A 24,781-nucleotide genomic window follows, 5' to 3' on the forward strand; every position below is an offset into this window, starting at 1 on the left:
CTCCCCCGCACGCCCCACTCTCCAGCGCACCCGCCCGCGCGAACCAACTTCCACACGCCCCCGCCCCCGGCCCACACCCTTGCGCGCTCCGGCGCACGCCCCTACCCCCACCCTGCGCCCTGCCCAGCCGCCGGGGGTGCCGCGATAGTGGCCGTTCGTGCGGGTTCGGGGGAGGTCGACCATGGGGACGAGAGGCGGCGTGGGCGAGCCGGAGGTGTCCGAGTCGGAGCGGCTGCTCTTCGGCGGCCCCCTGCGCTACGACATGGGCTGGAACCAGCACGCGGACGCGTTCCTGGAGCTCACCTTCCGCGCCATGATCACGCGCATGCCGGCCTTGCTCGCCGCGAGCCTCCGGCTGGCCCGGCAGGCCGACCCAGGTGCCGCGCGGATCGTGCTGGCCGCCGAGGTGGGCCGGGGCCTGGGACAGGCGGTGAGCCTGTTCGCTGTCAACAGCGTGCTCGGCCGGCTGATGGGTGCCGGCCCCATCGAGGACCGGCTGCGCGGCGCCGTCCCCGCACTGGCCGTCATCGCCGTCGTCCTGCTGCTGGGCGCGCTGCTGCGGGCGGCGTCGACGTACGCCACCGGCCGGCTGGAGCCGAAGGTGGAGCGCGTAGCCACCGAGCGGTACCTGGAGCGGGCCGCCTCCGTCGAGCTCGCGGCGATCGAGGACCACGCCTTCCACAAGCTGCTGGACACCGCGCAGTACGGCGCCGCCTCGGCCCGCCGGATGATCGCCTACGGCACCCGCGTGGTGAACGCGATGATCTCGCTGGTCGCGGCGGCCGGCGTGCTCACCGTGCTGCATCCGCTGCTGCTCCCGCTGCTGGTGACGATGACGCTGCCCAGCGCCTGGAGCGCGCTGACGAACGCCCGCCGGCGCTACGAGTCGTTCCACACCTGGGTGCAGCACGCGCGCGCGGGACACCTGATCAGCGGTCTGCTGACGGAACCCGCGGCGGCCCCGGAGATCCGGGTGCACGGCCTGGGCCCGTTCCTGCTGCGGCACTTCCGCGCGATGTCGGAGGCGGCGGAGGCGGAACAGGCCCGGCTGGCGCGCCTCGCGGCCCGTACCGGCCTGATCGCGGCCGCCTGGACGGGCCTCGCGACGGTGTCGACGTACGCCACCCTGGGCGGTCTGCTGCTGGCCGGTGCCATGTCGCTGGCGGTGGCGGGCACGGCCGTGATCGCCATCCGGACCGGCTCGGCGAGCCTGGAGACGCTCGTCCTGGAGATCAATCAGCTGCACGAGGAGGCCCTCTTCGTGGGTGATCTGGAGCGTCTCTACGTCGAGGCCGCCGAACGGGCGATCCCGGTCGGCGGAGCGGCCCTGCCGGAGGACCCGCGGGAGATCCGCTTCGAGAACGTCACGTTCAGCTACCCGGGTGACGCCACCCGGCCGGCGCTCGACGACGTCACCCTGACGCTGCCGCTCGGCCGGATCATCGCGCTGGTCGGCGAGAACGGCTCGGGCAAGACCACCCTCGTCAAGCTGCTCGCCGGCCTGTACAAGCCGGACCGGGGCCGGATCATGTGGGACGGCGTCGACGCGGCCACCGCGGACCGGCACCGGCTGGCCGAGCGGGTCGCGATGGTGGCGCAGGACTTCAAGCGCTGGCCGTTCACGGCCCGGGTGAACGTGGCCGTGGGCCGCTCCTCGGCGCCCGTGACCGAGGAGCGGCTCGCGGCGGCGGTCGCGGAAGCGGGTGCCGAGGACGTGGTCGCGGATCTGCCGCGCGGCCTGGACACCCTGCTGGCCCGTAACTTCAGCGGCGGGCACGAGCTGTCCGGCGGACAGTGGCAGCGGCTGGGCATCGCCCGGGCGGCGTACCGGCGCGGCAGCATCCTGATCGTGGACGAACCGACGGCCGCCCTGGACGCCCGGGCCGAGCTGGAGGTGTTCGACAAGATCCGCGCGCTGGCCGGGACCGGACAGACGGTCGTGCTCATCACCCATCGGCTGGCGTCCGTACGCCATGCGGACCTGGTCCACGTGCTGGACGGGGGCCGGCTCGTGGAATCGGGGACTCCGCAGGAGCTGCTCGTCAAGGGTGGCGTCTACGCGGAGCTGTACGGGTTGCAGGCGGAGCAGTTCGCGATGCGAGCGCCCGCGCCGAAGGCGGGCTGAGCCCTGCTCACTCCGTGCCGTCACCGCCCCGGACGATCACCAGGAACGTGTCCGTCGCGAGGTCCATCACGACCTCCGCGGGCAGTCCCTCGGACCGGCGTGCCTGCGCGAACTCCTCCGCCGGCCACGATCCTCGCGGCCCGCCTGCGGGAAAGCCTTCGAGCACCGTTCGCCCGTTCACCATCCTGCACCTCCAGAAAGCGTCGTACTTGTAGGAGTTAACGCCTTCCGAAGGGAAATCGCCTCGCCAAGTGACACGACTGAGACGCAGTTGACACTCGGTCACCGTAAAAAGTGAGGAGTTTATCCCCATCTCCTCGCCTACCGTTACCCTCCGCTTCACTCCTCGTACTCGTCGTGATAGCGGATCCGCTCACTCCCGGCGGGTGCCCCGAAAGCCGATGCCCGCCCCTTGGGTTCCTCCCATTCCTCCTGCCGGCCCAGCGCGGTCAGGTCGAGAAAGCTGGTGGTGGAGCCGAGCCCGTCGAGTCCCCGCTCGTACGTCGAATAGGTGTGGAACACCCGGTCCCGGTCCCGCAGGAAACAACTCACTCCGGGCCGTTCGACAAGTTCACCCGCCTGCACCAGGGTGGCCTCGAAGTCGTGGTTGAAGTCGTCGCCGTACGACGAGTACCAGGGCAGCGTCCAGCCCATTCGAGCCTTGAACGGAAGGATTCTCGTATAGGGCGTCCTCGACACGACCGCGAACGTCGTCCCGCGCGCGTGGAGATGGGCCAGATGGCCGACCTGGTCGAGGAAGGCCGAGCAGCTGCGGCAGCCGGTCTCCCACTCGGGCGGAAACATGAAGTGGTAGACGACGAGTTGCTGCCGCCCCTCGAAGAGGTCCGGCAGGGTGGCCTTTCCGTCGCCGCCCTCGAACACGTACTCCGTGTCGACCTCCACCATCGGCAGCGTGCGGCGCTCGGCGTTGAGCGCGTCCCGCGCGCGTGTGGCCGCCTTCTCCCTGACCAGCAGTTCCTGACGCGCCCTGCGCCACTCCTCGCGCGAGGCGATCTCCGGAAGCGACATGGCCCCTCCTGTGCAACGGTCCCGTTGCGGGTGGTGACCGGTGGACGGGGCGGAACTCATCGCCGTTCCCCGAAGTTTTTCCGGGAGACCTTCCCGGGCCCGACGACGGACGGCGCCGCCTCAGGTGTCGTACTCCTGGATACGGCGCCCGTGGCTGCGGTCGAGCAGCGCGGGCATGCGCGCGCCCAGTTCGGTCACGACCGCCGCCACGTCCAGCGTCAGCAGCTCGCGGTCACGCATCAGGACCCGCCCCTCGACGATGGTGGTGCGGACGTCGCAGGAGCGGGCGCTGTGCACCAGCGTCGCGGCGAGGTCGTGCACGGGCTGGGTGTGCGGGCCGCTCAGGTCGACGAGGACGATGTCGGCGCGCCGGCCCGGTGCGAGGGAGCCGATGGAGTCGCCCAGACCGACCGCGCGGGCGCTCTGGAGTGTGGCGTGGTGAAGGGCTTGACGTGCGGTCAGCCAGCGCGCGTCGCCCTCGGCGGACTTCTGGACGAGGGCGGTGAGCGCCATCGACTCCCACACGTCGAGCGAGTTGTTGGAGGCGGCGCCGTCGGTGGCGAGCCCGACGGGAATGCCGAGGGCACGCAGGGCACGTACGGGAGTCGTGGTGGGCCAGCCGAACTTCAGGTAGCCGCGCGGCGCGGAGGCGACCGCGACCCGGCCGCCCGCGCGCTCCAGGAGGGGCAGGTCACGGTCGGTGATGCCGGTGCCGTGCGCGATGAGCAGGTCGGTGTCGAGCAGTCCGGTGCGGTCCAGTACCCCGATCGGGGTGACGCCGTGGCGGGCGAGGCTGGCCTCGGTCTGGTCGCGGTTCTCGGCGGCGTGGAGGTGCACGGGCAGGCCGTGGGCGCGGGCCAGGCCTGCGGTCGCGGCGAGATCGGCCTCGTCGACGGTGTAAGGGGCGTGCGGGGCGAGGGCGGTGGTGATACGGCCGCCGGCGCGCCCCCGCAGCCGTAGCGCGAAGTCGAGACTGCGCTCGCGGCCTTCGGGCCCCTGCGAGGAGAAGAAGGCCTCCCCCAGATGGGCCCGGATCCCGCACTCCTCGACGACGGCGGCGACCGCGTCCATCGTGAAGTAGTGGTCGGCGAAGCAGGTCACGCCGCCCCGGATCATCTCGGCGCAGGCCAACCGTGTGCCCAACTCCACGTCCCGCTCGGTGAGGTTGGACTCGACGGGCCAGACGACGTCGTTGAACCACGCCTCGGTGGGCAGATCCTCCGCGAGACCGCGCAACGCGACCATCGGAGCGTGGGTGTGACAGTTGACGAGGCCGGGAAGGGCGACCTGGCCCACCGCTTCGATCCGCTCGAGGGCCGGCCGGTGCCGTACGGCGCCGGCGCTGGTGACGGACTCGACGGCTCCGCCGCGTACGACGATCGCGGCGTTCTCCTCGAACCCGATCCGTTCCTCGTCGTCGTGCACCAGGACGGCGCACCCGCTGATGATGAGGTCCGCGGGAGCCCCCGCGGGAGAAGGCGTCATCCCGCCAACGTACGACGCGGCCTTACGGTCGCGTGAAGTGAACGGCGCATCACGTCGGGGGTCTGTCCAGGAACCGCGCGCACGGGCACGCTGGCCTCACCACAGACCGCCGTCCGGCTTCTGAAAGGAGCCCGGCATGCTGCTCGGCACCTGGAACCTGGAGAACCTGTACCGGCCCGGCGGGCCGTACGGCCCCAAGGACAAGGCCGCCTACGAGACCAAGCTCGCCGCCCTCGCCGACGTGATCGCACGACTCGACCCGGCCCTGCTGGGCGTACAGGAGGTCGGGGATCCGGACGCCCTGGCGGACCTGGCCGGGATGCTTGCCGGCAACTGGCACATCGCCCTTTCCGCACACGCCGACAGCCGGGGCATCCGGGTCGGCTTCCTCAGTCGTACGCCGCTGGTGGTGCTGTCCGACACGACGGCGTTCCCGGCACCCCTGCGGCCGGTCCAGGCGGACGACTCCGGGCCGGCGGTGGCCGAGGCCGGCCGGGGGCTGCTCGCGGTGCGCGCCGGTGAGCTGTCGGTGGCGGTCGCGCATCTGAAGTCGAAGCTGCTGTCGTACCCGGGAGAGCGTTTCCACCCCCGCGACGAAGGTGAACGCGCCCGCTACGGCGCCTACGCCCTCTTCCGGCGGACCGCGGAGGCCACGGCGCTGCGCGCGCTGGCCGACAAGCTGCTGGCGGGCGACGGGCGGGGCCGGGACGTGCTGGTGCTGGGCGACCTGAACGACGAGGCGCAGGCGGCGACGACGCAGATTCTGCTCGGCCCGCCCGGGTCGGAGATCGGCACGCCCGGCTTCGAGGCCGCCGACAAGGGCGACGCGGCCCGGCTGTGGAACGTGGCGCCGCTGATCCCGGCCGAACAGAGGTTCTCCCGGGTGAACTCCGGCCGGCGCGAGCTGATCGACCACGTCCTGTGCAGCCACCGGCTGGTCCGCCGGGTGACCGCGGCGGGGACCGGGCTGCCGGGCGCCGGGGTGCCGCAGCTGCCGTCGGTGGGACCCGACCCGGCGGAACGGCGGGGTGTGGCGGGTTCGGACCACGCGCCGGTGTGGGTGCGGGTCGGGACGTGAGAACGGGCCCGGGTGACGGGAGCGGCGTCAGACGGGGACCGGCAGCTCCCGTTCGCGCAGGCCGGCCCGGCGTCGTGCCGTCTCCAGTTCGTCGAGGAGTTCGGCGAGCCGTCGCGTGTGACACGGCGTGAGCCGGCCGCTGTCGTCGAGGTGGACGGCGCAGGCGGTGGCCGTGTCGACGAGTCGTTCCAGGGTGCCGGCGACCTCGTCGGCACCTTCCGTGTGCCGCGCGAGCGCGGGCAGTTCGGCGGCGGCGCGGGCGATGGCGCCGCGGGCCTCGGCGAGCGTGCGGTACGCCTCGCGGCGCAGGGTCCAGCGGGCGGCGCGGTCGCCGGACTCGCTCAGGACGTGGGCGAGATAGGCCTGCGCCGCGCCCCCGGCCGTCGCGAGCCGTGCCCGCACGCCGCCGCCCCGCTGCCCCGGCATCGGCAGGTGCCCGGCGACGAGCACGATCGCGCAGGCCAGCAAGGTCTCCCCGATCCGGCTCACGGAGGCCTGCGGTTCGCCGCCCACCATCACCAGAGCGAGGACGAGGACGGTCACGACGGCCGTCTGGGCGGCGAAGTGCCGGGTGGCGACGGGAATGAGGGCGCCGCTGAGGGCGACGAGCGCGACAAGCCCCCCGGGCCGCGGCAGCACGGCGGCGAACGCGGCGAAGACGAGCGCCCCGAGCACCGTCCCGGCCGCCCGGCACAGCACGCGGGACAGGAGGGGTCCGAGGTCGGGCTTGACGAGGAAGACGACGGTGGCGGGGAGCCAGTACCAGTGCTCGTGCGGTCCGTACCACTGGGAGTGCCGCAGCGCCTGGGCGAGGGCGGCACCGGCGCCGAAGCACAGCGCGACACGCAGCCCGTACTCGCGGCCGCCGACACCGGCCATGGCTCGCAGCAGGTCCTTCGCCGTACGCCGGCGGGTGTGCAGGTCGGCGCCGTTGCCCTGGTCGAAGACCTCGGCGGCGTGCAGCAGGGCGTCGTCGAGGGCGCGCAGGGCCGGCATCGCCCGGGAGGGCGCGGGCAGCGGCCCGGCGCCCGTGTCCCCCCGGACGGCCGCGGCCAGTCGCCGTGGCCCCGCGGAGGCCCGCTCGCAGAGGCTGACCCCCGCCCAGGCCAGCGCGGTGGCGGCTTCGGCGAGGGGCAGTGCGGCGGCGTACCGGGCGTGCAGCCGCCGCTCGGCGGCCGAGGAGGCGTACCGCCGCAACCGGGGCCCGGCAAGGGCGTCCTGGGCATGGTCGAGTGCGGCGGTGAGGGCGGCACGCCGGGTGGTGGCCTGCCGCGTACCGACGGCGTCGAGCAGCCCGCCGACGGCGTCGTAGACGTCGCCCACCGCCTTCCGCTCCCCGTCGAACCGGTAATCCCCGGCGAGGGCGCCCGGCGTGGGCAGCACCAGCCGCAACGCGAGCAGCCACCCGGCGCCCACGAGGAAGGCGAGCGCCCGCTGCCACCCCGGCTCGGGCAACGGCATCCCGGCGCCCACCGCGCACCCGACGAGCAACTGCGTCCCGGCCGCCGAGGCCACCGGCCCGACGGCACTGACGCCGCCGGCGAGGAGCCCGAGCCCGGTGAGCAGCAGCGTCTGCACGACGGCACCCGTGCTCTGACCGGCGTACGTCCCGGCGAGCAGTCCCGCCGCACCCGCCAGCGCCGGTACTCCCAGGCGCCGCACGGAGGCCCGCCGGCTGCCGGGCCGGTCGTTGATCCCGGCGAGCATGGCCGCGAGGGCGGCGACCACACCGAGGGAGGGCCGCCCGACGACCACGGCGACGAACAGCACCGGCCCCCCGGCCAGCGCCCCTCGCACGACGGCACTCCACGGCACGGGTCCGCGCTGGGCACGCAGCGCGTGCGCGAGCCAGGGCGGAAGAGCACGGACGACACGGCGGTACACGGGGCTCCTGTCGGGACGAGGCGGGAGCTGACGCACTCGGGCGACGGTGGCCGGGCGACGAACGGTGCTGTCCACCGTAGATCGCCTTCCTGGAGAGCGTGGAACGGGCGTGTTGCGGGGGTGTGACGATGCTTGGAGGGGCCGGGGCCTTCAGCCGTCAGCCATGGGCTCGCGCGGTGAGGTACGGATCACGGCGGAGGGCCTCGCGGCTGCCGAGCAAGGTACCGGCGGCCAGGCCGGCGGCGGGCAGCAGGAGGGCCGCTGCCGCCCAGGCGGGTCCCGGCAGCGCGTCCGTGACGGTGATGGGCAGGCCGAGCACATCACTGAGCGGACCGGCAAGCGCGACGGAGAACCCGGTGCCGAGTACGACCCCGACCAGCCCTGCGACTGCGCCTGACAGGACGGCTTCACCGAGCAGGATGCGGCGCAGCTCGGGCCGCCCGGTACCGAGGATCCGCAGGATGGCGAACTGACCGAGCCGCGCCCGCGCGCTGTCTCCGGCCCGCACGGCGCCGAGGCCCAGTGCACCCACCGCCAGAATCAGGACCCCGCCCCGCATCGAGAGGTCCGCCACGCCGAACAGCCCCGGCAGATCGCGCACCCGGTCGGACACCGCGTACGCCGAGAACCCGTCGTCCTGCAGCGCGTCGGTGACGGCGGCAACCTGCCGCTGATGCTCCACGACCACGACGGCGGACTGCGCACCTTCCTTCTCCCGGAACACCTCCGTCTCCTGCCCCGCGCGCGCCGCGGCCAGGAAGGCCGCGGTGTCCTCGGACAGATAGGCGACGCCCGGTCCGTCGGCCTGCCAGCTCGGGTCGTACAAGGCGACGATCTTCAGCTTGATGACCTCGGTGGTGCCGGATCCGGCACCCGAGGCATGTGTGTGCCCGAAGGCGACGGTGCGCCCGACGAGCGGCGTGAAGTCGGTCCCCTGCGCGTGGGCGGGCAGCACCACATCCTTCGGGCCGAGCGCCGCCGGAACGACGCCTTCACGGATGGGCAGATCGTCACCCGGGGTGAGGGTGTGGCTGGCCAGGTCGTAGGTCCCGGCCTCCTCGGCGTACAGCACGGAGGAGTAGTCGCCGACGACCTGCCGGACGCCCGGCACGGTCCCCGCGTCCCGCAGCGCCGAGGCGGTGAGCGACCGAACTGACGTATCACCCTCGAACGAGGACAGCTCGATCTGAGTGAGCCCACCCGACCCCAGCACATCCCGCTCCACGGCCCCCGCGGCACCGCTCGCCACCCCGGCGGACGTGGTGAGCAGCGCGGCAAGCACGGCCAGCGCGGGCACCGCCCTGCGCAGCGAACGCCCGTCACGTTTCCAGGTGCAAAGACTCCAGCGACTCATCCCAGCTTCTCCTTGGGGGCGTTCTCCGTGCGATGCGGTTCCTTGCCTGCCTGCTCGCTGCCGGCGCTCTGCTCGCTGCCCACCGACAGCACTCCCGCGTCGAGCACATGACGCTGATCGCACTGCGCGGCGACCGTGGAGTCGTGCGTCACCAGCAGCACGGCCGCGCCGCGGTCGGCGCAGGCACGCAGGGAACCCATCACGGAGCGGGCGGTGCCGGGGTCGAGTCCCGAGGTCGGTTCGTCGGCCAGGACGAGCACCGGTTCCTTCACGGCCGCACGGGCGACGGCGACACGCTGCCGCTGGCCGCCGGAGAGCTCACTCACCGGAGAGTCGGCGAGCTGTTCCATACCCAGGTCGCCCAGCAGATCGCGCGCCGCCGTGCGGTGCCGTCCGAGCCGGGGCCCGAAGGCGGCTGCCACGTTCTCCCAGGCGTTGAGGAACGTCAGCAGTCCGAGGTCCTGCAGCACGATGCCGATCGAACGCCGTCGCAGGAGGTCCCGGTCCCCCGATGACAGAGAACCGATGTCCGTGCCGGCGATGCGCAGTGATCCCGCGGCCGGCGAAAGGATCAGACCGAGGAGGGCGAGCAGGGTGCTCTTGCCCGACCCTGAGGGCCCTTCGACAGAAGCCATGGTTCCCGCGTGGAGGGTGAGGTCGGCGCGGGTGAGCCCGGCGCCGGTGGTGTAGGTGAAGGCGAGGCCTTCCGCCACGACGGCGGGCGGGGATGCCGCGTGCGGCGGTGGGGAGGGGTTCATACGACGGGTGCCCTTCTGAGGGGAGGCCGGGCGGATGGAGGCGGGGCGCGAGGGTCGTCAGGCGAGGAGGTAGTACGCGGCTCTGGTCGCGTCCGCCGAAGCGGCACCGCCCGGGCAGGATGCGTACAGGTCGGGAAAGCGGAGGTCGCGATACGGCTTCAGCAGGCCGGGAAGATCGGCCCAGAACGTCTGCGGGATGCTCCGGTCGGAGACGAGGGCTGCCTGGACGGCGTCGGACGCGGTCACGAGATCTCCGTCGGCCAGGGCTCTCCGGGCCTGTGCCCCCAGGTCGATCCCCTCCGTGAGCCGCGCCGCCTGAGCCGTGCAGCCCGCCTCGGCGAGCAGCACGACGACGCGCAGCGAGCGCGAGGAGAGCGTGGGGCGTTCGTCCGCGGGCAGATCGACGGAGGTGCGCCCGCAGTCGACCCCGAACTCGGCGCGCGCGGCCATGGCGCCGTACCAGCGCCGCTGGTTCTCGGCCGTCAGTCGTGCGGGCACCTCTGACGCGGCTGCTTCCTCGGCTCCCTTCTCGGCCTGCGGCCCGCAGTCCAGGGCCAGTCGGTGGCACGTCATGGCCAGCAGGACCCGGTCGGACGGATCAAGGCGACGGTCCGACCCCATCTGCCTCAGCCGCCTCTTCAACCAGTCGGGTGCCTGGTCCTGCTGAGCACGTGCGGTCAGCGCCCGCGCGGCGTTGTAGGTGGCGGTGAGCGTGCCGAGCTGGACCGGGGACTTGGCGACGAGGCCATCGGACCGGACCTTGCCGACCGGAGCGGGAAGGGACGACGCCGATACGGACCCGTCGGAAGTGAGCGCCCGGCGTACCAGCCATCGCGTCTGAGGGTCCGGGTCGCGCAGTACGGAACGGAGGCAGTCGCGTGTCTGCTGCGGCAGCCGCTGCCGCAGCAGGGCCAGAGCGGCTCGCTGGATGGGGTCGTGGTCCGCGCAGTCCCCCGCCAGCCGTACGTCGGCGCCGCGGAGAGCCCGTGTGGCCTGGGCGCGGAGACCTGCCGCCCGCAAGGCCTCGACCGCGTAGAGCACCGGTACGGGCTGGTCGGCACGAGCGGTGTCCGCCGCGAGACGCTCCAGAGCGGCACGCGGCACCTCGCCGTCCCGGCCCAGGCACGTCAGGGTGCTCAGAAGGGCCGCACGGGTGGCGAGCGAGGTCAGGGCGTCGTCTGCGCGATCCGGCGCCCGCAGATAGGCGAGCGCTTCGCTCTCGGCCCGCTCCCGGACCCCGGCCTGAGTCAGGAGCGCTGCCGCTTCGGTCGGTTCCGGGCCGTCGGCCCCGGAAGATCCGGCCAGTGACAGACACACGTAGTGGGCGCGCCAAGCGGGGGTGTCCAGCATGTCGGTCCGGGCGAGGTGTGCCAGCGCGGCCGATCGGACCCTGGGCACCTGCTCCCCGCTTCGCCGACCCGGCAGTGCGGCCTCCAGGCGTCCGTAGGCGGTCGGATACAGCGCCGGATCCCGTCCGGCGTCGGTGCGTGAGGCACGTACCAGATCGTTGGCACCGCGCAGGGCGTCGAGTTGACGGGCCAGACCGCCGCCGGGCGGTCCGGGCCGCTCGACGGTCCCTCCGCCGTACATCGAGGCGCCCAGCGCCGCGGCGGCCGCCACGGCGACGGCGAGGAGTAGTCGGTGACGGCGGTCGGTGTGCATGTCCGGGCGGAGAAGGCTGTTCTTCACGGCGTGCGCAGGTCAGTCGTTTGCGCAGGCGGAAGCGAACGCCTTGACACCGGCTTTGAAGGCCCCTCCGTCGGAGCAGGTGGTGATGCTCGTGTTCATCGAGCCGCCGGGATCGGCGATGCCGCTGATGTCGGCGATCCAGGTGTTCTTGTTGGTCCAGCCGACCTGACGGGTGTTCTCACTGACCTGGGTGCCGCTCGGGCTCAGGGAGAGAGTGGCCTGCCATCCGTTGGCCTTCACCGTCGCCACGTTGGTGATCTTGCTGACCTTGTACCTCGCACCTCCCTTCGTGGTCTTGGTGGACGTCTTGAAGGAACACTTGTCGGCGTAGACATTGCAGTGCCAGGCGCTGGCCACGACCTTCGCACCCGTGCCCGGCAGGGTTGTCGACCCGGCGTCGGAAATGGCCAGGCCTGGCACGGCCGTCCCCATGACCAGCATCCCGGCGATCCCACTGGTCAGCAGGGCTTGCTTCATGTGTGTCTCCCCGTGTTCAAGACGCGCCGGTGCGCGTCGTACGTCGCCTTCTGGCGGAAGCCGGACTGTACAGGCGGCGCAATGCATCAAGAACGACTGAAAAGCGGCGTATGAATGCCCAAGTGCTGGAGAGATTCCGGCAGTATCGGCGTGATAGGCGTGACGTTCCGTCATCGCTCTTCGCTCCGCCGCACGGCGATCTCGAGAGACCGTCACCCGCGGCCACGGGTGGCCTCCGCTGCTCACGCGGAGCCCGGGAAGGACTGCTTCCGGCCACGCACAGCGGGTCGAGTTCACACGTCGGCGTGACGCAGCTGGAGAACGACGTGGCACTGACCGCCCGGTGCTGTCCACGGCGTCACGTACTCGTCGCCGATGTCCCTTCCATCGCATCAGCGAACAGCCGCTCAGCTTCGGAAACGGCCCGGCTCAGCTGATCAGGCCAGGCGCTCGATCCGCCGATCACGCCGTCGATGCCTCGCAACCCCGCCCGCTCCAGCAACCGCTTCTCATTGGTCACCCACTCCCCTCGCGCCGCCAGCACGGCGTGGGCGGTCTGTGTGGCGGCCGTGGCGATGGCGCCGGTGGTCTCGGTGAGGCGGCCCGACGGGGCGTGGTTGGCCTTGGCGTAGGTGAGGGTGGCGCGGGCGGTGCCGTACCAGCGACGGCTCGCGGTGTCGCGCAGCCGCTCCGGGTAGGAGGGCGGACGCGGCAGGCGCCCGCGCAGGACCTGGTTGACAGCCAGCTCCGCGACGACTAGGTAGGTGGGAATTCCCGCGAGATGGAACAGCAGCGGCTCCACCCGGAACCGTCCCTGCTCCGCCTCCGCCAACTCCCTTTCTACGACGTCGAGATCACGGTAGTGAACGTCGACACGCCGCCCGTCGATCCTCAGCCAGGCACCGCCGTTGAACACGCCCCCGCCCCAGTCGCCGACCTCCGACACCTCGCCCTCCCAGCCGAGGGCGCGGAGGTCGGCGGGGGCGAAGGGCCCGCGGTAGTAGACGGCCAGGTCCCAGTCGCTGTCGGGGCCGTGGGTTCCCTGGGCGCGGGAGCCGCCGAGCGCCACGGCCTGGACGGTGGGAAGGCCGGCCAGGCGATCCGCGGTGGTGTCGAGGAAGGTGTCGTCGCAGGCGGGGGTGGGGGCGGTCATGGGCCCAGCGTAGGGAGTCGCGAGCGGTGACCGGATGTGGATGCGGCGCGTGGCCGCAGGGGCGGGCTGCGGGGCCGTCGGGCCGCGGCGGCACGGCGTCGCGGAAATTGGGATGCGTACCGCTGGTGCCGACGCGGATGATCGGTGGGTTGGCCACCGTGCCGCCCGTGTGCCGAGCGGCCAGCGCGCTCTCCGTGCGGCGGTACGCCTGTGCGCCGCCCCCGACCTCAGGAGCGAGCCCGTGATTCAGCGCGTCACCGTCCCCTCCCTCTTCCCTCCCCCCACCTACTCCCACGCCTCCGTCGTCGAGGCCGGTGCGAGACTCGCCTTCCTGGCCGGGTCCGTGCCGCTCGACGCCGACGGGAAGCTCGTCGGGGACGGAGATCCCGTGCGACAGGCTCAGCAGGTGATCGCCAACCTGGAGGAGCAACTGCGCGCCGTCGGCAGCGATACGGCCCACGTGGTGTCGACCGAGGTGTACGTCGTGAGCGGTGAGCCCGCGGTGCTGTCCGCGGTGTGGGAGGTCGTCGAGGCGTCCGGGCTGAGCGCCGGCCCTCACTCGTCGACGCTTCTCGGGGTGGCCTGCCTCGGATACACGGGGCAGCTGGTGGAGATCACGGCTACGGCCGTGGTTCCCGACGGCCCCCAGGCGTGAGCCGGGTCGCGCTCCGCCGGGCCGTGGCGGCTGACGCCGGTGCGGCGGCGGACGTCTGGCTGCGGTCGTTCGCCGCCGCGCTGCCCACGGTCGTCCGGCCCCGCTCCGACGACGAGGTGCGGACGTACTTCCGGAAAGTGGTGGTGCCGCTGCGGGAGACCTGGCTGGCGGAGACCACGGACGGCGTCGTCGGCGTCATGGTGCTCGACGGTGACGAGCTCTCCCAGCTCTACCTCGATCCGGACTGGCGCGGCCGGGGCGTCGGGGACCTCTTCATGGATCTGGCCCGCAAGCGCCGGCCGGACGGTCTGAACCTGTGGACCTTCCAGGTCAACACATCCGCCCACCGCTTCTACGAACGCCACGGCTTCGTCGCCGTCGAGCGCACCGACGGCAGCGCCAACGAGGAAGGCGAACCGGACGTCCGGTACGTGTGGCGGCCCTGAGCGGCCGGGCCGAGAGCGTACCGGTCCGTCGCCGCCACCAGTACCTCCGTCATGCCCGGCGCTCCCGCGTTGTGCCCGGCCTCGTCGACCATCACCAACTCGCTGCCCTGCCAGGCATGGTGCAGCCGCCAGACGATGCCGAGGAGGTTGCCGAAGTCGAGGCCGCCCTGGACCAGGGTGCCGGGGATGCCCTCCAGAAGATGCGCGTCGCGGAGCACCACACCCTCGTCATCGCCCCTGTCGTCGCCCTCGTCGTTGCCCTCGTCCAGGAAATGGTTGTTGCCCCAGTAGTGCGTGACCGTGCGGGCGAAGCCCATGCGGAACACGGGATCCTCGTAACGCGGTACGGAACGCGGGGGCGCGGGAACGACCGCCGTCTCCCAGTCCGTCCAGGCACGTGCCGCCCGCTCCCGCACCCCCGCGTCCGTGGACTCCAGCAGGCGGTTGTAGGCGGCGGCGAGGTTGCCGTCGCGGTCCTCCTCCGGCAGCTCGCCGACGAACCGTTCGTAGGCCTCCGGGAAGATCTTGCCCAGGCCCCGGGTCATCAGCGCCACCTCGGCGTTCGACCCCGTCGCGACACCGGTCAGCACCATCTCCGACACCGCGCCGGGGTGCGTCTGGGCATATCGCAGGCCCAGCACCGACCCCCACGACACGCCCCACACCAGCCATCGCTCGATCCCGAGATGCCGCCGCAGCAGTTCCAGATCGGCGATGAGACATTCCGTGGTATTCACGCTCATGTCGGTGTCGTACGCGCTCGCCTTCGGCGTCGACCGCCCGCACCCCCGCTGATCCAGCAGTACGATCCGGTACGCCGCCGGGTCGAAGTAGCGCCGGAAGTTCGGCGAGCAGCCGGTGCCGGGCCCTCCGTGCAGCATCACCGCGGGCTTGCCGTCCGGGTTGCCGCAGGTCTCCCAGTAGATGCGGTTGCCGTCGCCGACGTCGAGCATGCCGTGGTCGTACGGTTCGATCTCCGCGTAGAGGCCCATCGGGGCACCGTAGCTCCGCGACGGCGGCCCCGTCCCGTCAATGTCGCACCGCCAGGCCCGCCGTACGCGCCGCCCCGCGCAGCACCTCCCGCAGCATCTCCGGAGTGAGGCGGCCGGTGAAGGTGTTGCGCTGGCTGACGTGGAAGCAGCCGAAGAGGTCGAGGGCGGGGGGTCCGCCGGGAGCCTCGGGGTGAGCGGGAGCACCCGGGCCGGCGGGTACGGCGGAAACGGGTCCCCCGGCATCGGCCGGCGCGGCGATCCTCACCTGTGCGCCGTGCGCGAAGGCGGGCCTCGGCCGCGGCACCGTCCAGCCCGCCTCCGCGAACGCCGGCAACGCCGCCTGCCAGCCGAAGGCACCGAGCACGACCACTGCCCGCAACGTCGGTCGCAGCAGGCCCAGTTCCTGGACGAGCCAGGGGCGGCAGGTGTCGCGCTCCCCAGGTGTGGGCTTGTTGGCGGGCGGCGCGCAGTGCACGGGCGAGGTGATCCGGACGCCGTACAGCTCCAGGCCGTCGTCGGCCGCCACCGAGGTGGGCTGGGACGCGAGCCCTACGTCGTACAGCGCCTCGTACAGCACGTCCCCGGACCGGTCACCGGTGAACATCCGGCCCGTACGGTTCCCGCCGTGCGCCGCCGGAGCGAGGCCGACGATCAGCAGCCGCGCGTCGGGCGGACCGAAACCGGGCACCGGCCGACCCCAGTACGTCCAGTCGGTGAAGGCGGCACGCTTGGTACGGGCCACCTCCTCACGCCACTCGACCAGCCGGGGGCATGCCCTGCAGCCCGCGATCCGCCGGTCGAGGCCAGGGAGGCCGGCGGGGGCGCTGCTGTCCATGCGTCCACCGTAGATCCGTGCCGTCATCCACGCGGTGACCGCCCCGGCCGGCTGCCGACGTCCGGGACGGGTGGAAAAGCCCTCCAGCACAGCCGGCCAGGGGAGCTAGGGTCGATGGCATGGCTTCCGATCGCATGGACGAGGCAGGCAGCGGCGGGCCCAGCGGGATCGCCCTGGACCCGACCGCCGCCCCGGCCGACGCACCTGCCCTCGAGACACCCCGCGCCCGAAACGCCGAGGTGATCCGAGCGGCGACCGGCTCCCCCGCCCCGTCTGTCTCCCACGTGCCCGCCGGCGCCCGGCAGCCCGAGGACCCGGCCGGCCCGGGGGCTCAGAGCTTCCCCGAGAGCGCGAGTGTTCCCGAGGGCCCGGCCGCTCCCAAGGCTCGAAGCCACCCCGAAGACCCGGCCGCTCCCAAGGCTCGAAGCCACCCCGAAGACCCGGCCGCTCCCAAGGCTCGAAGCCACCCCGAAGACCCGGCCGCTCCCAAGGCTCGAAGCCACCCCGAAGACCCGGCCGCTCCCAAGGCTCGGAGCCACCCCGAAGACCCGGCGGCGCCCGACGGCCAGGGAGTCGCCGAGGACCAGGGAACCACCGAGGCTCCGGTCGCCGACGATCCGAAGGTGGCCGCCGCGATCGCCGCTGCCGAGGCCGCCGGTCCGGCGAGTGGCGAGACCGTGCGCATCGACAGCTGGATCTGGTCCGTACGGCTGGTCAAGACCCGCTCCCAGGGCGCCACGGCCTGCCGGGGCGGCCATGTCCGGCTGAATGGCGAGCGGGTCAAGCCCGCCCACGCGGTACGCGTCGGCGACGAGGTACGGCTGCGGCAGGAGGGCTGGGAGCGGGTGGTCGTCGTCAAGCGGCTGATCCGTAAACGGGTCGGTGCCCCGGTGGCCGTCCAGTGCTACATCGACAACAGCCCGCCGCGACCGCCCCGCGAGGCCGTCGCGCCCGCCGGCATCCGCGACCGCGGCACAGGCCGCCCGACGAAGCGTGACCGCCGCGAACTGGAACGCCTGCGCGGCCTCGGCGGCCCGGGGTTCGCAGCGGCCGGTGGCCGGGGAGTGCCGGGTGGAAAGGGGAGCCCGGGCGGCAGGGGAGGCCCGGCGGGCTTCGCAGGACAGGGCGGTTCGGGCGCGCGTGGCGGGACGGGCGGGCTTGGCGGCGCAGATGGACTCGGAGGCCCAGGCAGCGGCTCTGACCGACCGAGTGGCCGGGGTGGCCGGGGCGGCCGTTCCGGAGGGCGCTGACCCGCGGGTGCGCGGGGCGGTGCCGTACGCCGCCGAGGTGCTGCGGTGGCGGGCCGGTCCCCACCCACCGGCCGGCGACCATCGGGCCCGATCCACCGGCTGCCGACCGTCGAGCCCGATCCACCAGCCGCCGATGTCGGGCCCCACTCCACCGGCCGCCGCCCGCGGACCGGCGGCCGCCGAAACTCCGGTCGCCGAACCGCCGACGCCCTGCCCTGCTCCGCCTGCCGCTCCACCTGCGCCGCGCGGCCGTTCGTGATCACCGACGGTCCAGCCCCCCGTTCACCACCCCCTATCGCCACAGCATCCGCGTCAGCTCAGCGTTCTGCCCGCGCCGTGCCCAGGCGATCAGGGCGAGCGGCACCAGCAGGATCACCGGTGTTGCCGCGTTCTGGCCGTCGAAGACCGTGAGCTGCGTGATGAACGCCCCCACCATCAGAGCCCCCAGCGACATCGCCGCGACCGACTGGAGCCGTGGCGTCAACAGGGCGACGGCGCCTGCCAGTTCGAGCATGCCGATGACGTACATCCCCGAGTTGCCCCAGCCGATGTCGGCAAAGATCTCCGTGGCCGAGGAATGTGCGATCAGCTTGGGCAGTGCGCTCGCGACCCCGAAGAAGAGCGCGAGAACAACCTGGAGGGCACGCAGGGCACTACGTGCACGGCGGCCCCGTGCGGTCGCCGACTCGGCCACGACGGCGGACGGCGAAGCCGTCGCGACGGAGGCGACGGAGGCGACGGAGGTGACGGAGGCGCTGGACGCGGCGGAAGCGGTGGTCTCGGACATGGGAGTCTCCTGTGTGAAGCGGTCCGGGTTGCTGTCACAGAGGTAGACCCGCCGCAGGTCCGGAACTCCCGCACACCGTTCCGCCCACGACCCTCACGCGGTGCGTCCGGCCCGCTCACGCCACCCCTGCGCGAATCACGCTCTCGTGGATCCGCAACCAGCCCCAGCCCTCCCCGCGTTCAGGCCCCCTCCACCGCCACGGCCCTCACCCATATCCGGTCCTCCGTCAGATACTCGTCCACTCCCAGGCCCACCTCCCCCAGCGCTGCTTCGAACTCCTCCTGCGTCAGCGGCCGGGCACGGAAGGTCTGCGTCCACGTCGCGTCGGGGAACTCGTACTCCGCGCGCACCGAGTTCGTGCCGTCGCCGACCGGTTCCGACGACGCGATGCGCAAGGTGAAGCCGGTGGAACCGATCCGTTCACGCGGCACGTTCGTGTGGTAGTCCTCGCCCTCGCGCTGGATCACCACACAGCCGCCGCCCGCCAGGTGCCGCACACACGTCCGCAGCAGAGCCCGCCGCACCTCCTCGTCCCCGGTGTGCACCAGGAACGAGGCCAGCAGCACCGCGTCGAACCTCTCCCCGAGGTCGAGCTTCTCGATCGGGCTGCATATCGTGCGCGCCCCACGGACGCGCTCCAGCATGTCGGGGGACTCGTCCACCGCCGTGACCGTGAAGCCCCGCTCCAGCAGCGGGTGCGTCATGCGGCCGACCCCGCTGCCGAGCTCCAGAATGTGCGCCCCGGCGGGCACCGCGCCCGCGATGATGTCCGGCTCCTCACCCACCGGCAGCCGTGAGTACAGCTCGACCGCACAGCCGTCCGGCGTGATCGCTCCCGGTCCCGTCCCCTGGTGCCCCGCTCGCATTTTCAGCTCCATGCCCGCACAACGGCCCACATCCGCACGGCCGTTCCCATCCACCCACTGTTCACCCGTCCGAGTGAGCACGGATCCGGCCCCGAGTCTCCCCGCCCCATCGCGCTCCGCCGCGCTCCGCTCCTTGGAGAACAACCGGGCCGAAGAGTACGTTTCAAGTGAGGAGTGATGATCCCGATGCGGACAGGCAGTGAGCCCATGACCGCGCGCAGTGCGCTGCGTGCTCGCTTCTGGCTGAGTGTGTGGGGAGCGGCCTGGGCGATCTTCGGAACGGTGGCCTTCATGCTGGCCGGCCGCCCGGGCTGGGCCATCACCTGCGGCGTGCTGTGGCTGGTGATCACCATCGATCTGGCCGTCATCGTCCGGCATATCCGCCAGGGCCCGCACTTCCAGCCGGGACGGGACGTCCCGCCGTACCGCCCCCTCGACGACCGCGCACCTCACCGCCCCCCGGACGACCACACTCCGTAGCCACCCTCCGGCTCACCCGCCGAACCGGCCGCCTACGGAAGCCCGGCCGATCGAACCGCGCCGCCTGCAGAACACCGGCCCGTCGGCCACGCCGCGCCAGAAACCCTCACCCGTCGAACCGGGCCGCCTTCAGATACTCCGGGTTCGGATCCAGCGCGGCCGCCAGCCGGAAATGCCGCTTCGCCTGGTCCGGCCGGCCCTGCCGCTCATAGGTGCGGGCGAGCGCGAAATGCGCGAACGCGTTGTCCGGCTCGCGCTCCAGAACGATCGTGAACTCCAGTTCCGCGGGCCGCAGTTGCGCGGCGGCGAAGAACGCACGCGCGCGTAGCAGCCGGGCCGCCGTGTTCTCGGGGTGCGCGGCGACGACGGGGTCGAGCAGCTTCACCGCGCCTCGCGGATCGCGCGCGGCGAGCAGTTGCTCGGCGGCGCGGAAGTCGATGACATGCGTTTCCGGCGAACGTCCGGTCGAACCGCTGGTCTCGGGCACGGCAGAGTCCTTCCCTTACTGGCCGGATTCAACGCCCGCTCCCCTTGCCACTATTCCCGGACGGCACTCCCCGGACCGCGCCATTGCCGCTCAGGCCACGCCACACACGTAGCAGCACACTCACGACCGCAGCTCCGCACCACGAACCGCCGCACCACGAGCGCCGCACCACGAACCGCCGCACCGCAGGCGCGGACAACGCAGGCGCGCACCGCAGGCCCGCGCACCGCAGGCGCTACCCCCGTGGCTCCCCCGCAGGCGATCCCTGCGCCGCATGCGCCCGCCGCACCAGCTCCGCCCACACCTCCCGCACCCGCCCTCGCAGCTCCGGCAGCGGGACGTCGTTGTCGATCACGATGTCCGCGATCTGGAGGCGCTTCTCGCGCGTCGCCTGGGCGGCCATGCGCGCGCGTGCGTCCTCCTCGGTCATGCCCCGCAGCCGTACGAGCCGGTCGAGCTGGGTCTCGGGGGCGGTGTCGACGACGATCACCAGATCGTAGAGCGGCGCCAGGCTGTTCTCGGCGAGGAGCGGTACGTCATGGACGACGACAGCGTCTTCGGCAGCCGCGGACTCCAGCTCGTGGGAGCGGGCACCCACCAGGGGGTGGACGATCGAGTTCAGGACGGCCAGCTTCTCCGGGTCGGCGAAGACGATCGACCCGAGCCTCGGCCGGTCCAGGCCACCGCCCGGGGCGAGCACTTCGTCACCGAAGGCGTCGACCACCGCGGCGAGCCCGGGAGTGCCGGGCGCGACGACCTCCCGCGCGATGCGGTCCGCGTCGACCAGCACGGCTCCGCATTCCACGAGCAGCCGCGACACCTCGCTCTTGCCGGCGCCGATCCCGCCGGTCAGGCCCACCTTCAGCATGAGCGGAAGCTTAGGCCCTCCCGGTGACGACGCACCCTGTGGGGACGCACCCCCGGGGAACACCGCACCCCTGGGGATACCCCACCGCACAGCCCTCCCCCGAGCCCCCCACGCAAGGCTCCCCGTCCCAAGCCCTCACCCCAAGCCGAGCCTCTCAAGCCCTCACCCCAGGCTGCCGCGCCCAAGCCACAGGCCCAAGCCACAGGCCCCAAGGCCCCGGTCCAAGCCCCCCGCCCCACCACAGCCACGCCCTCAGTTCTCCCCTTCACGCTCCGCCAGGAAGCGCTCGAACTCCTGCCCGATCTCGTCGGCCGACGGAATCTCCACCGGCTCGGCGAGCATGTTGCCGCGGGTCTCGGCCCCGGCCACGGCGTCGTACTGGTGCTCCAGTCCCTGGACGAGGGCGGTGAGTTCCTCGTCGCCCTCCTGGATCTGCCGGTCGATCTCCGTCTGCGTGCGATAGGCGTGCGTACGCAGGGAGTGGGCGATACCCGGCAGCACCAGCCCGGTCGCGGCCGTGATCGTCTCCAGGACGGTCAGCGCCGCGTCCGGATACGCGGAGCGGGCGATGTAGTGCGGGACGTGCGCGGCGACGCCCAGAACGTCGTGGCCGGCCTGCATGAGGCGGTACTCCACGAGGGACTCGGCGCTGCCGGGCACCTGGGCCTCGTCGAAGGGGGTGCGGTAGCCGGGCACGAGGTCGGTGCGGTTGCCGTGCGGGGTGATGCCCACCGGGCGGGTGTGCGGGACGCCCATGGGGATGCCGTGGAAGTTCACGGCGAGGCGTACGCCGAGGCGCTCCGCGATCTGGTCCACGGCCGCGGCGAAGCGCTCCCACTCCACGTCCGGCTCCGGGCCGGACAGCAGCAGGAACGGCGCGCCGGTGGTGTCCTGGACGAGCCGTACGGCGATCGTGGGCTCCTCGTAGTCGGTCCAGCGGTCGCGCTTGAAGGTCAGCAGCGGACGGCGGGCGCGGTAGTCGACGAGCCGGTCGTGGTCGAAGCGGGCGACGACCTGGTGGGGCAGCGTGTCGAGGAGCCGGTCGACGATCTGGTCGCCGGTCTCGCCCGCGTCGATGTATCCGTCGAAGTGATAGAGCATGACAAGTCCGGCCGACTCCTGGGCGAGCGCCATGTCGACGACGGCCAGGCCTTTCGGCTCCCACGTGTACAAACCCTGCGGATCAAGCACAGTGACCGCTCCTCCTCGTGTCCGTACTCGACAACGCCACCCACCGGACGGGCATTCCCGTCCGGCACGCCAAGATCGGCTGATGCGCCGGCAGGTGAACGCGTCGGAGCCGGGGCGGAGTTCTCGGCAAGCGCGGACACGCCAAAGGCCCGTACCACGGGGGTACGGGCCCTTGGCTATCGGCTAGGCCTCAGCGGTGAGCGTTCAGCTCTGGCCGCCCGCCAGCTTCTCGCGCAGCGCGGCGAGCGCCTCGTCCGAGGCCAGCGCGCCGGAGTTGTCCGGGCCCTCGGAGGAGTACGAACCGCCGGACGCGGCCGGAGCCGCACCCGCCGCGTCGCCGCCCTCGGCCGCGGCAGCGGCGTCGGCCTCGCGGGACTTGATGACCTGCTGCTGGTGCTGCTCGAAGCGGGTCTGCGCCTCGGCGTACTGGTGCTCCCACGCCTCGCGCTGGGTCTCGTAGCCCTCGAGCCAGTCGTTGGTCTCGGGGTCGAAGCCCTCGGGGTAGATGTAGTTGCCCTGGTCGTCGTAGGACGCGGCCATGCCGTACAGGGTCGGGTCGAACTCGACCGAGGCCGGGTCGGCACCGAAGGCCTCGTTGGCCTGCTTCAGCGAGAGGCTGATGCGACGGCGCTCGAGGTCGATGTCGATGACCTTGACGAAGATCTCGTCGTTGACCTGGACGACCTGCTCCGGAATCTCCACGTGGCGCTCGGCCAGCTCGGAGATGTGGACCAGACCCTCGATGCCCTCGTCCACGCGGACGAACGCACCGAACGGAACCAGCTTCGTGACCTTGCCGGGCACGACCTGGCCGATCTGGTGGGTGCGGGCGAACTGCTGCCACGGGTCTTCCTGGGTCGCCTTCAGCGACAGGGAGACACGCTCGCGGTCCATGTCGACGTCGAGGACCTCGACGGTGACTTCCTGGCCGACCTCGACAACCTCGGACGGGTGGTCGATGTGCTTCCAGGAGAGCTCAGAGACGTGGACCAGACCGTCGACGCCACCCAGGTCCACGAAGGCACCGAAGTTGACGATCGAGGAGACGACGCCGGAACGGACCTGACCCTTCTGGAGGGTCGTGAGGAACGTCTGGCGGACCTCGGACTGGGTCTGCTCCAGCCAGGCACGGCGGGACAGGACCACGTTGTTGCGGTTCTTGTCCAGCTCGATGATCTTGGCCTCGAGCTCCTTGCCCACGTAGGGCTGGAGGTCGCGGACGCGGCGCATCTCGACCAGGGAGGCCGGGAGGAAGCCACGGAGGCCGATGTCGAGGATGAGACCACCCTTGACGACCTCGATGACGGTACCGGTGACGATCCCGTCCTCTTCCTTGATCTTCTCGATGGTGCCCCAGGCACGCTCGTACTGGGCGCGCTTCTTCGAGAGGATCAGGCGGCCTTCCTTGTCCTCCTTCTGGAGGACCAGGGCCTCGATCTCGTCACCGACGGCGACGACCTCGTTGGGGTCGACGTCGTGCTTGATCGAGAGCTCGCGGCTCGGGATAACGCCTTCGGTCTTGTAACCGATGTCGAGCAGGACCTCGTCCCGGTCGACCTTCACGATGACGCCGTCGACGATGTCGCCGTCGTTGAAGTACTTGATCGTCTCGTCGATCGCGGCGAGGAAGGCTTCCTCGTTACCGATGTCGTTGACCGCTACCTGCGGGGTGGTGGCGGTGGTCTCGGTGCTGCTCGTCATGTGGGAAAGGGCTCCGGTACGGACATTGAAGTCGTAGGTACTGCTTACGCCGGGAGCCCGTTTCGCTCTGCAGAAGCCGGACAGCCAAGGAAGCGCCCCACCAGAAACTGGTGACAGCGCCTCGACAACCGAGGGGACATACAACAGATGCGAGCGCAGCCTGCTACGTCTGAGGTGCGCAGGCCCGCAGCGCAACTTGTAGCATACGGGGGCAGCCGGACAGGGTCAATGCGCGAAGGCGCACACCCGGGGCAGATCACCCCATAACCGGCACAAAACCTGTCGCCTGAGGCCACGCGGGCCGTGAGGCGCCCCTCCCGTGACACCCCCGGGACGGGCTGGACGGCAGATTACGACGAGGGAGCCGATCATCCAAGAGCCGGAAGCGTTCGAGCCGGAAGCCACCCGGCGTACCGCGGATGTCACGGAGAGCGCCCGGGCCAACCGGGGCTGGTGGGACCGCAACGCTGACGAGTACCAGACCGAGCACGGCACGTTCCTCGGCGACGACCGTTTCGTGTGGGGACCCGAGGGGCTGGACGAGGTCGAGGCGGAGCTGCTCGGCCCGCCGGAGGACCTCAAGGGCAAGGACGTGCTGGAGATCGGCGCCGGCGCCGCCCAGTGCGCGCGCTGGCTGGCCGCGCAGGGCGCCCGCCCGGTCGCCCTGGACCTCTCCCACCGCCAGCTCCAGCACGCGCTGCGCATCGGCGGATCGTTCCCTCTGGTGTGCGCCGACGCGGCAGCCCTGCCCTTCGCGGACGCCTCCTTCGACCTGGCGTGCTCGGCGTACGGGGCGATGCCCTTCGTGGCGGATCCCCGGATGGTGCTCCGGGAAGTCCGGCGGGTGCTGCGACCGGGCGGCCGGTTCGTGTTCTCGGTGACGCATCCGATCCGCTGGGCGTTCCCGGACGAGCCCGGCCCTGACGGATTGAGCGTTTCGAGTTCGTATTTCGACCGGACCCCCTACGTCGAACAGGACGAGCACGGCCACGCGGTGTACGTCGAGCACCACAGGACGGTCGGCGACCGGGTCCGGGACGTCGTGGCGTCCGGGTTCCGCCTCGCGGACCTGGTGGAGCCGGAATGGCCGGCCTGGAACACCTCCGAATGGGGCGGCTGGTCCCCGCTGCGCGGGAACCTGATCCCCGGTACCGCGATCTTCGTGTGCGAGCGGGACTGAGCCCACCTCCC

The 24,781-nt window shown here is 72.0% G+C and carries 24 protein-coding genes; 7 read left to right on the top strand and 17 right to left on the bottom strand.

The genetic code is table 11. The features are described 5' to 3' along the window. The first annotated feature begins 181 nt into the window (after positions 1-181). Positions 182-2,125, top strand: a complete 1,944-nt coding sequence (locus ACIHCM_RS31635; RefSeq protein ID WP_399903410.1) for an ABC transporter ATP-binding protein — start codon at positions 182-184, stop codon at positions 2,123-2,125. Positions 2,126-2,132: 7 nt separating this feature from the next. Here ACIHCM_RS31635 and ACIHCM_RS31640 read toward each other — a convergent pair whose 3' ends face one another. The 3 genes from ACIHCM_RS31640 to ACIHCM_RS31650 form a co-directional block, all read right to left on the bottom strand. After that, positions 2,133-2,309: a hypothetical protein gene (locus ACIHCM_RS31640; RefSeq protein WP_399903413.1), complete on the bottom strand. Its 177-nt coding sequence runs from the start codon at positions 2,307-2,309 to the stop codon at positions 2,133-2,135. Positions 2,310-2,464: 155 nt separating this feature from the next. Next, entirely contained in the window at positions 2,465-3,154 is a 690-nt protein-coding gene (locus ACIHCM_RS31645) for a DUF899 domain-containing protein (protein ID WP_399903416.1), read from the bottom strand. Positions 3,155-3,274: 120 nt separating this feature from the next. Further along, positions 3,275-4,639 (bottom strand): amidohydrolase, encoded by a 1,365-nt coding sequence (locus tag ACIHCM_RS31650; RefSeq protein ID WP_399903419.1) that lies wholly within the window; start codon positions 4,637-4,639, stop codon positions 3,275-3,277. Between the two features lie 136 nt (positions 4,640-4,775). Here ACIHCM_RS31650 and ACIHCM_RS31655 point away from each other — a divergent pair, with 136 nt between their 5' ends. Further along, positions 4,776-5,717, top strand: coding sequence for an endonuclease/exonuclease/phosphatase family protein (locus ACIHCM_RS31655; RefSeq protein WP_399903422.1), 942 nt, complete (start codon positions 4,776-4,778; stop codon positions 5,715-5,717). A 27-nt stretch (positions 5,718-5,744) separates the two neighbouring features. Here the strand turns inward: ACIHCM_RS31655 and ACIHCM_RS31660 are convergent, their stop codons facing one another. The 6 genes from ACIHCM_RS31660 to ACIHCM_RS31685 form a co-directional block, all read right to left on the bottom strand. After that, complete coding sequence (locus tag ACIHCM_RS31660; protein WP_399903425.1) at positions 5,745-7,601, bottom strand: FUSC family protein; 1,857 nt, start codon at positions 7,599-7,601, stop codon at positions 5,745-5,747. A 157-nt stretch (positions 7,602-7,758) separates the two neighbouring features. After that, complete coding sequence (locus tag ACIHCM_RS31665; protein WP_399903428.1) at positions 7,759-8,955, bottom strand: ABC transporter permease; 1,197 nt, start codon at positions 8,953-8,955, stop codon at positions 7,759-7,761. Next, positions 8,952-9,713 (bottom strand): ABC transporter ATP-binding protein, encoded by a 762-nt coding sequence (locus ACIHCM_RS31670; protein WP_399903430.1) that lies wholly within the window; start codon positions 9,711-9,713, stop codon positions 8,952-8,954. Before ACIHCM_RS31670 ends, ACIHCM_RS31665 begins: the two co-directional genes overlap by 4 nt. A 57-nt stretch (positions 9,714-9,770) precedes the next feature. Next, on the bottom strand, positions 9,771-11,402 hold the full coding sequence (locus ACIHCM_RS31675; protein WP_399903432.1) for a hypothetical protein: 1,632 nt from the start codon (positions 11,400-11,402) through the stop codon (positions 9,771-9,773). Between the two features lie 12 nt (positions 11,403-11,414). Next, positions 11,415-11,879: a hypothetical protein gene (locus tag ACIHCM_RS31680; RefSeq protein ID WP_399903435.1), complete on the bottom strand. Its 465-nt coding sequence runs from the start codon at positions 11,877-11,879 to the stop codon at positions 11,415-11,417. 358 nt (positions 11,880-12,237) lie between these two features. Continuing rightward, the gene (locus ACIHCM_RS31685; RefSeq protein ID WP_399903437.1) at positions 12,238-13,032 is read right to left on the bottom strand and encodes a nucleotidyltransferase domain-containing protein; all 795 of its coding nucleotides are present in this window, start codon (positions 13,030-13,032) and stop codon (positions 12,238-12,240) included. Positions 13,033-13,273: 241 nt separating this feature from the next. Between ACIHCM_RS31685 and ACIHCM_RS31690 the strand changes: the two genes are divergently transcribed. Beyond that, positions 13,274-13,687: a RidA family protein gene (locus ACIHCM_RS31690; protein WP_399903440.1), complete on the top strand. Its 414-nt coding sequence runs from the start codon at positions 13,274-13,276 to the stop codon at positions 13,685-13,687. Between the two features lie 23 nt (positions 13,688-13,710). After that, complete coding sequence (locus ACIHCM_RS31695) at positions 13,711-14,133, top strand: GNAT family N-acetyltransferase (protein WP_399903443.1); 423 nt, start codon at positions 13,711-13,713, stop codon at positions 14,131-14,133. Here ACIHCM_RS31695 and pip read toward each other — a convergent pair. Next, complete coding sequence (gene pip / locus ACIHCM_RS31700) at positions 14,040-15,125, bottom strand: prolyl aminopeptidase (RefSeq protein WP_399903446.1); 1,086 nt, start codon at positions 15,123-15,125, stop codon at positions 14,040-14,042. The two genes, ACIHCM_RS31695 and pip, sit on opposite strands and share 94 nt — an antisense overlap. A 37-nt stretch (positions 15,126-15,162) precedes the next feature. Then, positions 15,163-15,960 carry a uracil-DNA glycosylase gene (locus ACIHCM_RS31705; RefSeq protein WP_399903449.1) on the bottom strand — a complete coding sequence of 266 codons (798 nt, stop codon included), beginning with the start codon at positions 15,958-15,960 and terminating at the stop codon, positions 15,163-15,165. A 623-nt stretch (positions 15,961-16,583) separates the two neighbouring features. Between ACIHCM_RS31705 and ACIHCM_RS31710 the strand changes: the two genes are divergently transcribed. Then, on the top strand, positions 16,584-17,210 hold the full coding sequence (locus ACIHCM_RS31710; protein WP_399903616.1) for an RNA-binding S4 domain-containing protein: 627 nt from the start codon (positions 16,584-16,586) through the stop codon (positions 17,208-17,210). A 292-nt stretch (positions 17,211-17,502) separates the two neighbouring features. On the opposite strand, the gene ACIHCM_RS31715 is transcribed toward ACIHCM_RS31710, so the two are convergent. Together ACIHCM_RS31715 and ACIHCM_RS31720 are read right to left on the bottom strand one after the other, a co-directional pair. Then, positions 17,503-17,997 (bottom strand): DoxX family protein, encoded by a 495-nt coding sequence (locus ACIHCM_RS31715; protein WP_399903452.1) that lies wholly within the window; start codon positions 17,995-17,997, stop codon positions 17,503-17,505. A 179-nt stretch (positions 17,998-18,176) separates the two neighbouring features. Beyond that, entirely contained in the window at positions 18,177-18,863 is a 687-nt protein-coding gene (locus ACIHCM_RS31720) for a class I SAM-dependent methyltransferase (RefSeq protein WP_399903455.1), read from the bottom strand. 177 nt (positions 18,864-19,040) lie between these two features. On the opposite strand from ACIHCM_RS31720, the gene ACIHCM_RS31725 reads away from it, so the two are divergent. After that, positions 19,041-19,343 carry a DUF6343 family protein gene (locus tag ACIHCM_RS31725; RefSeq protein WP_399903458.1) on the top strand — a complete coding sequence of 101 codons (303 nt, stop codon included), beginning with the start codon at positions 19,041-19,043 and terminating at the stop codon, positions 19,341-19,343. A 106-nt stretch (positions 19,344-19,449) separates the two neighbouring features. On the opposite strand, the gene ACIHCM_RS31730 is transcribed toward ACIHCM_RS31725, so the two are convergent. From ACIHCM_RS31730 to rpsA, 4 genes are all read right to left on the bottom strand, one after another. Next, positions 19,450-19,830, bottom strand: coding sequence for a tetratricopeptide repeat protein (locus ACIHCM_RS31730; RefSeq protein ID WP_399903461.1), 381 nt, complete (start codon positions 19,828-19,830; stop codon positions 19,450-19,452). 235 nt (positions 19,831-20,065) lie between these two features. Next, positions 20,066-20,698, bottom strand: a complete 633-nt coding sequence (gene coaE, locus ACIHCM_RS31735) for a dephospho-CoA kinase (RefSeq protein WP_399903464.1) — start codon at positions 20,696-20,698, stop codon at positions 20,066-20,068. A gap of 252 nt (positions 20,699-20,950) precedes the next feature. Then, the gene (locus ACIHCM_RS31740; RefSeq protein ID WP_399903466.1) at positions 20,951-21,889 is read right to left on the bottom strand and encodes a PAC2 family protein; all 939 of its coding nucleotides are present in this window, start codon (positions 21,887-21,889) and stop codon (positions 20,951-20,953) included. A gap of 204 nt (positions 21,890-22,093) precedes the next feature. Next, entirely contained in the window at positions 22,094-23,590 is a 1,497-nt protein-coding gene (gene rpsA / locus ACIHCM_RS31745) for a 30S ribosomal protein S1 (RefSeq protein WP_399903469.1), read from the bottom strand. A gap of 319 nt (positions 23,591-23,909) precedes the next feature. Here rpsA and ACIHCM_RS31750 point away from each other — a divergent pair, with 319 nt between their 5' ends. Then, on the top strand, positions 23,910-24,770 hold the full coding sequence (locus ACIHCM_RS31750; RefSeq protein WP_399903472.1) for a class I SAM-dependent methyltransferase: 861 nt from the start codon (positions 23,910-23,912) through the stop codon (positions 24,768-24,770). Positions 24,771-24,781 lie beyond the last annotated feature (11 nt).

The organism is Streptomyces sp. NPDC052023 (assembly GCF_044548465.1).
Classification (GTDB): domain Bacteria; phylum Actinomycetota; class Actinomycetes; order Streptomycetales; family Streptomycetaceae; genus Streptomyces.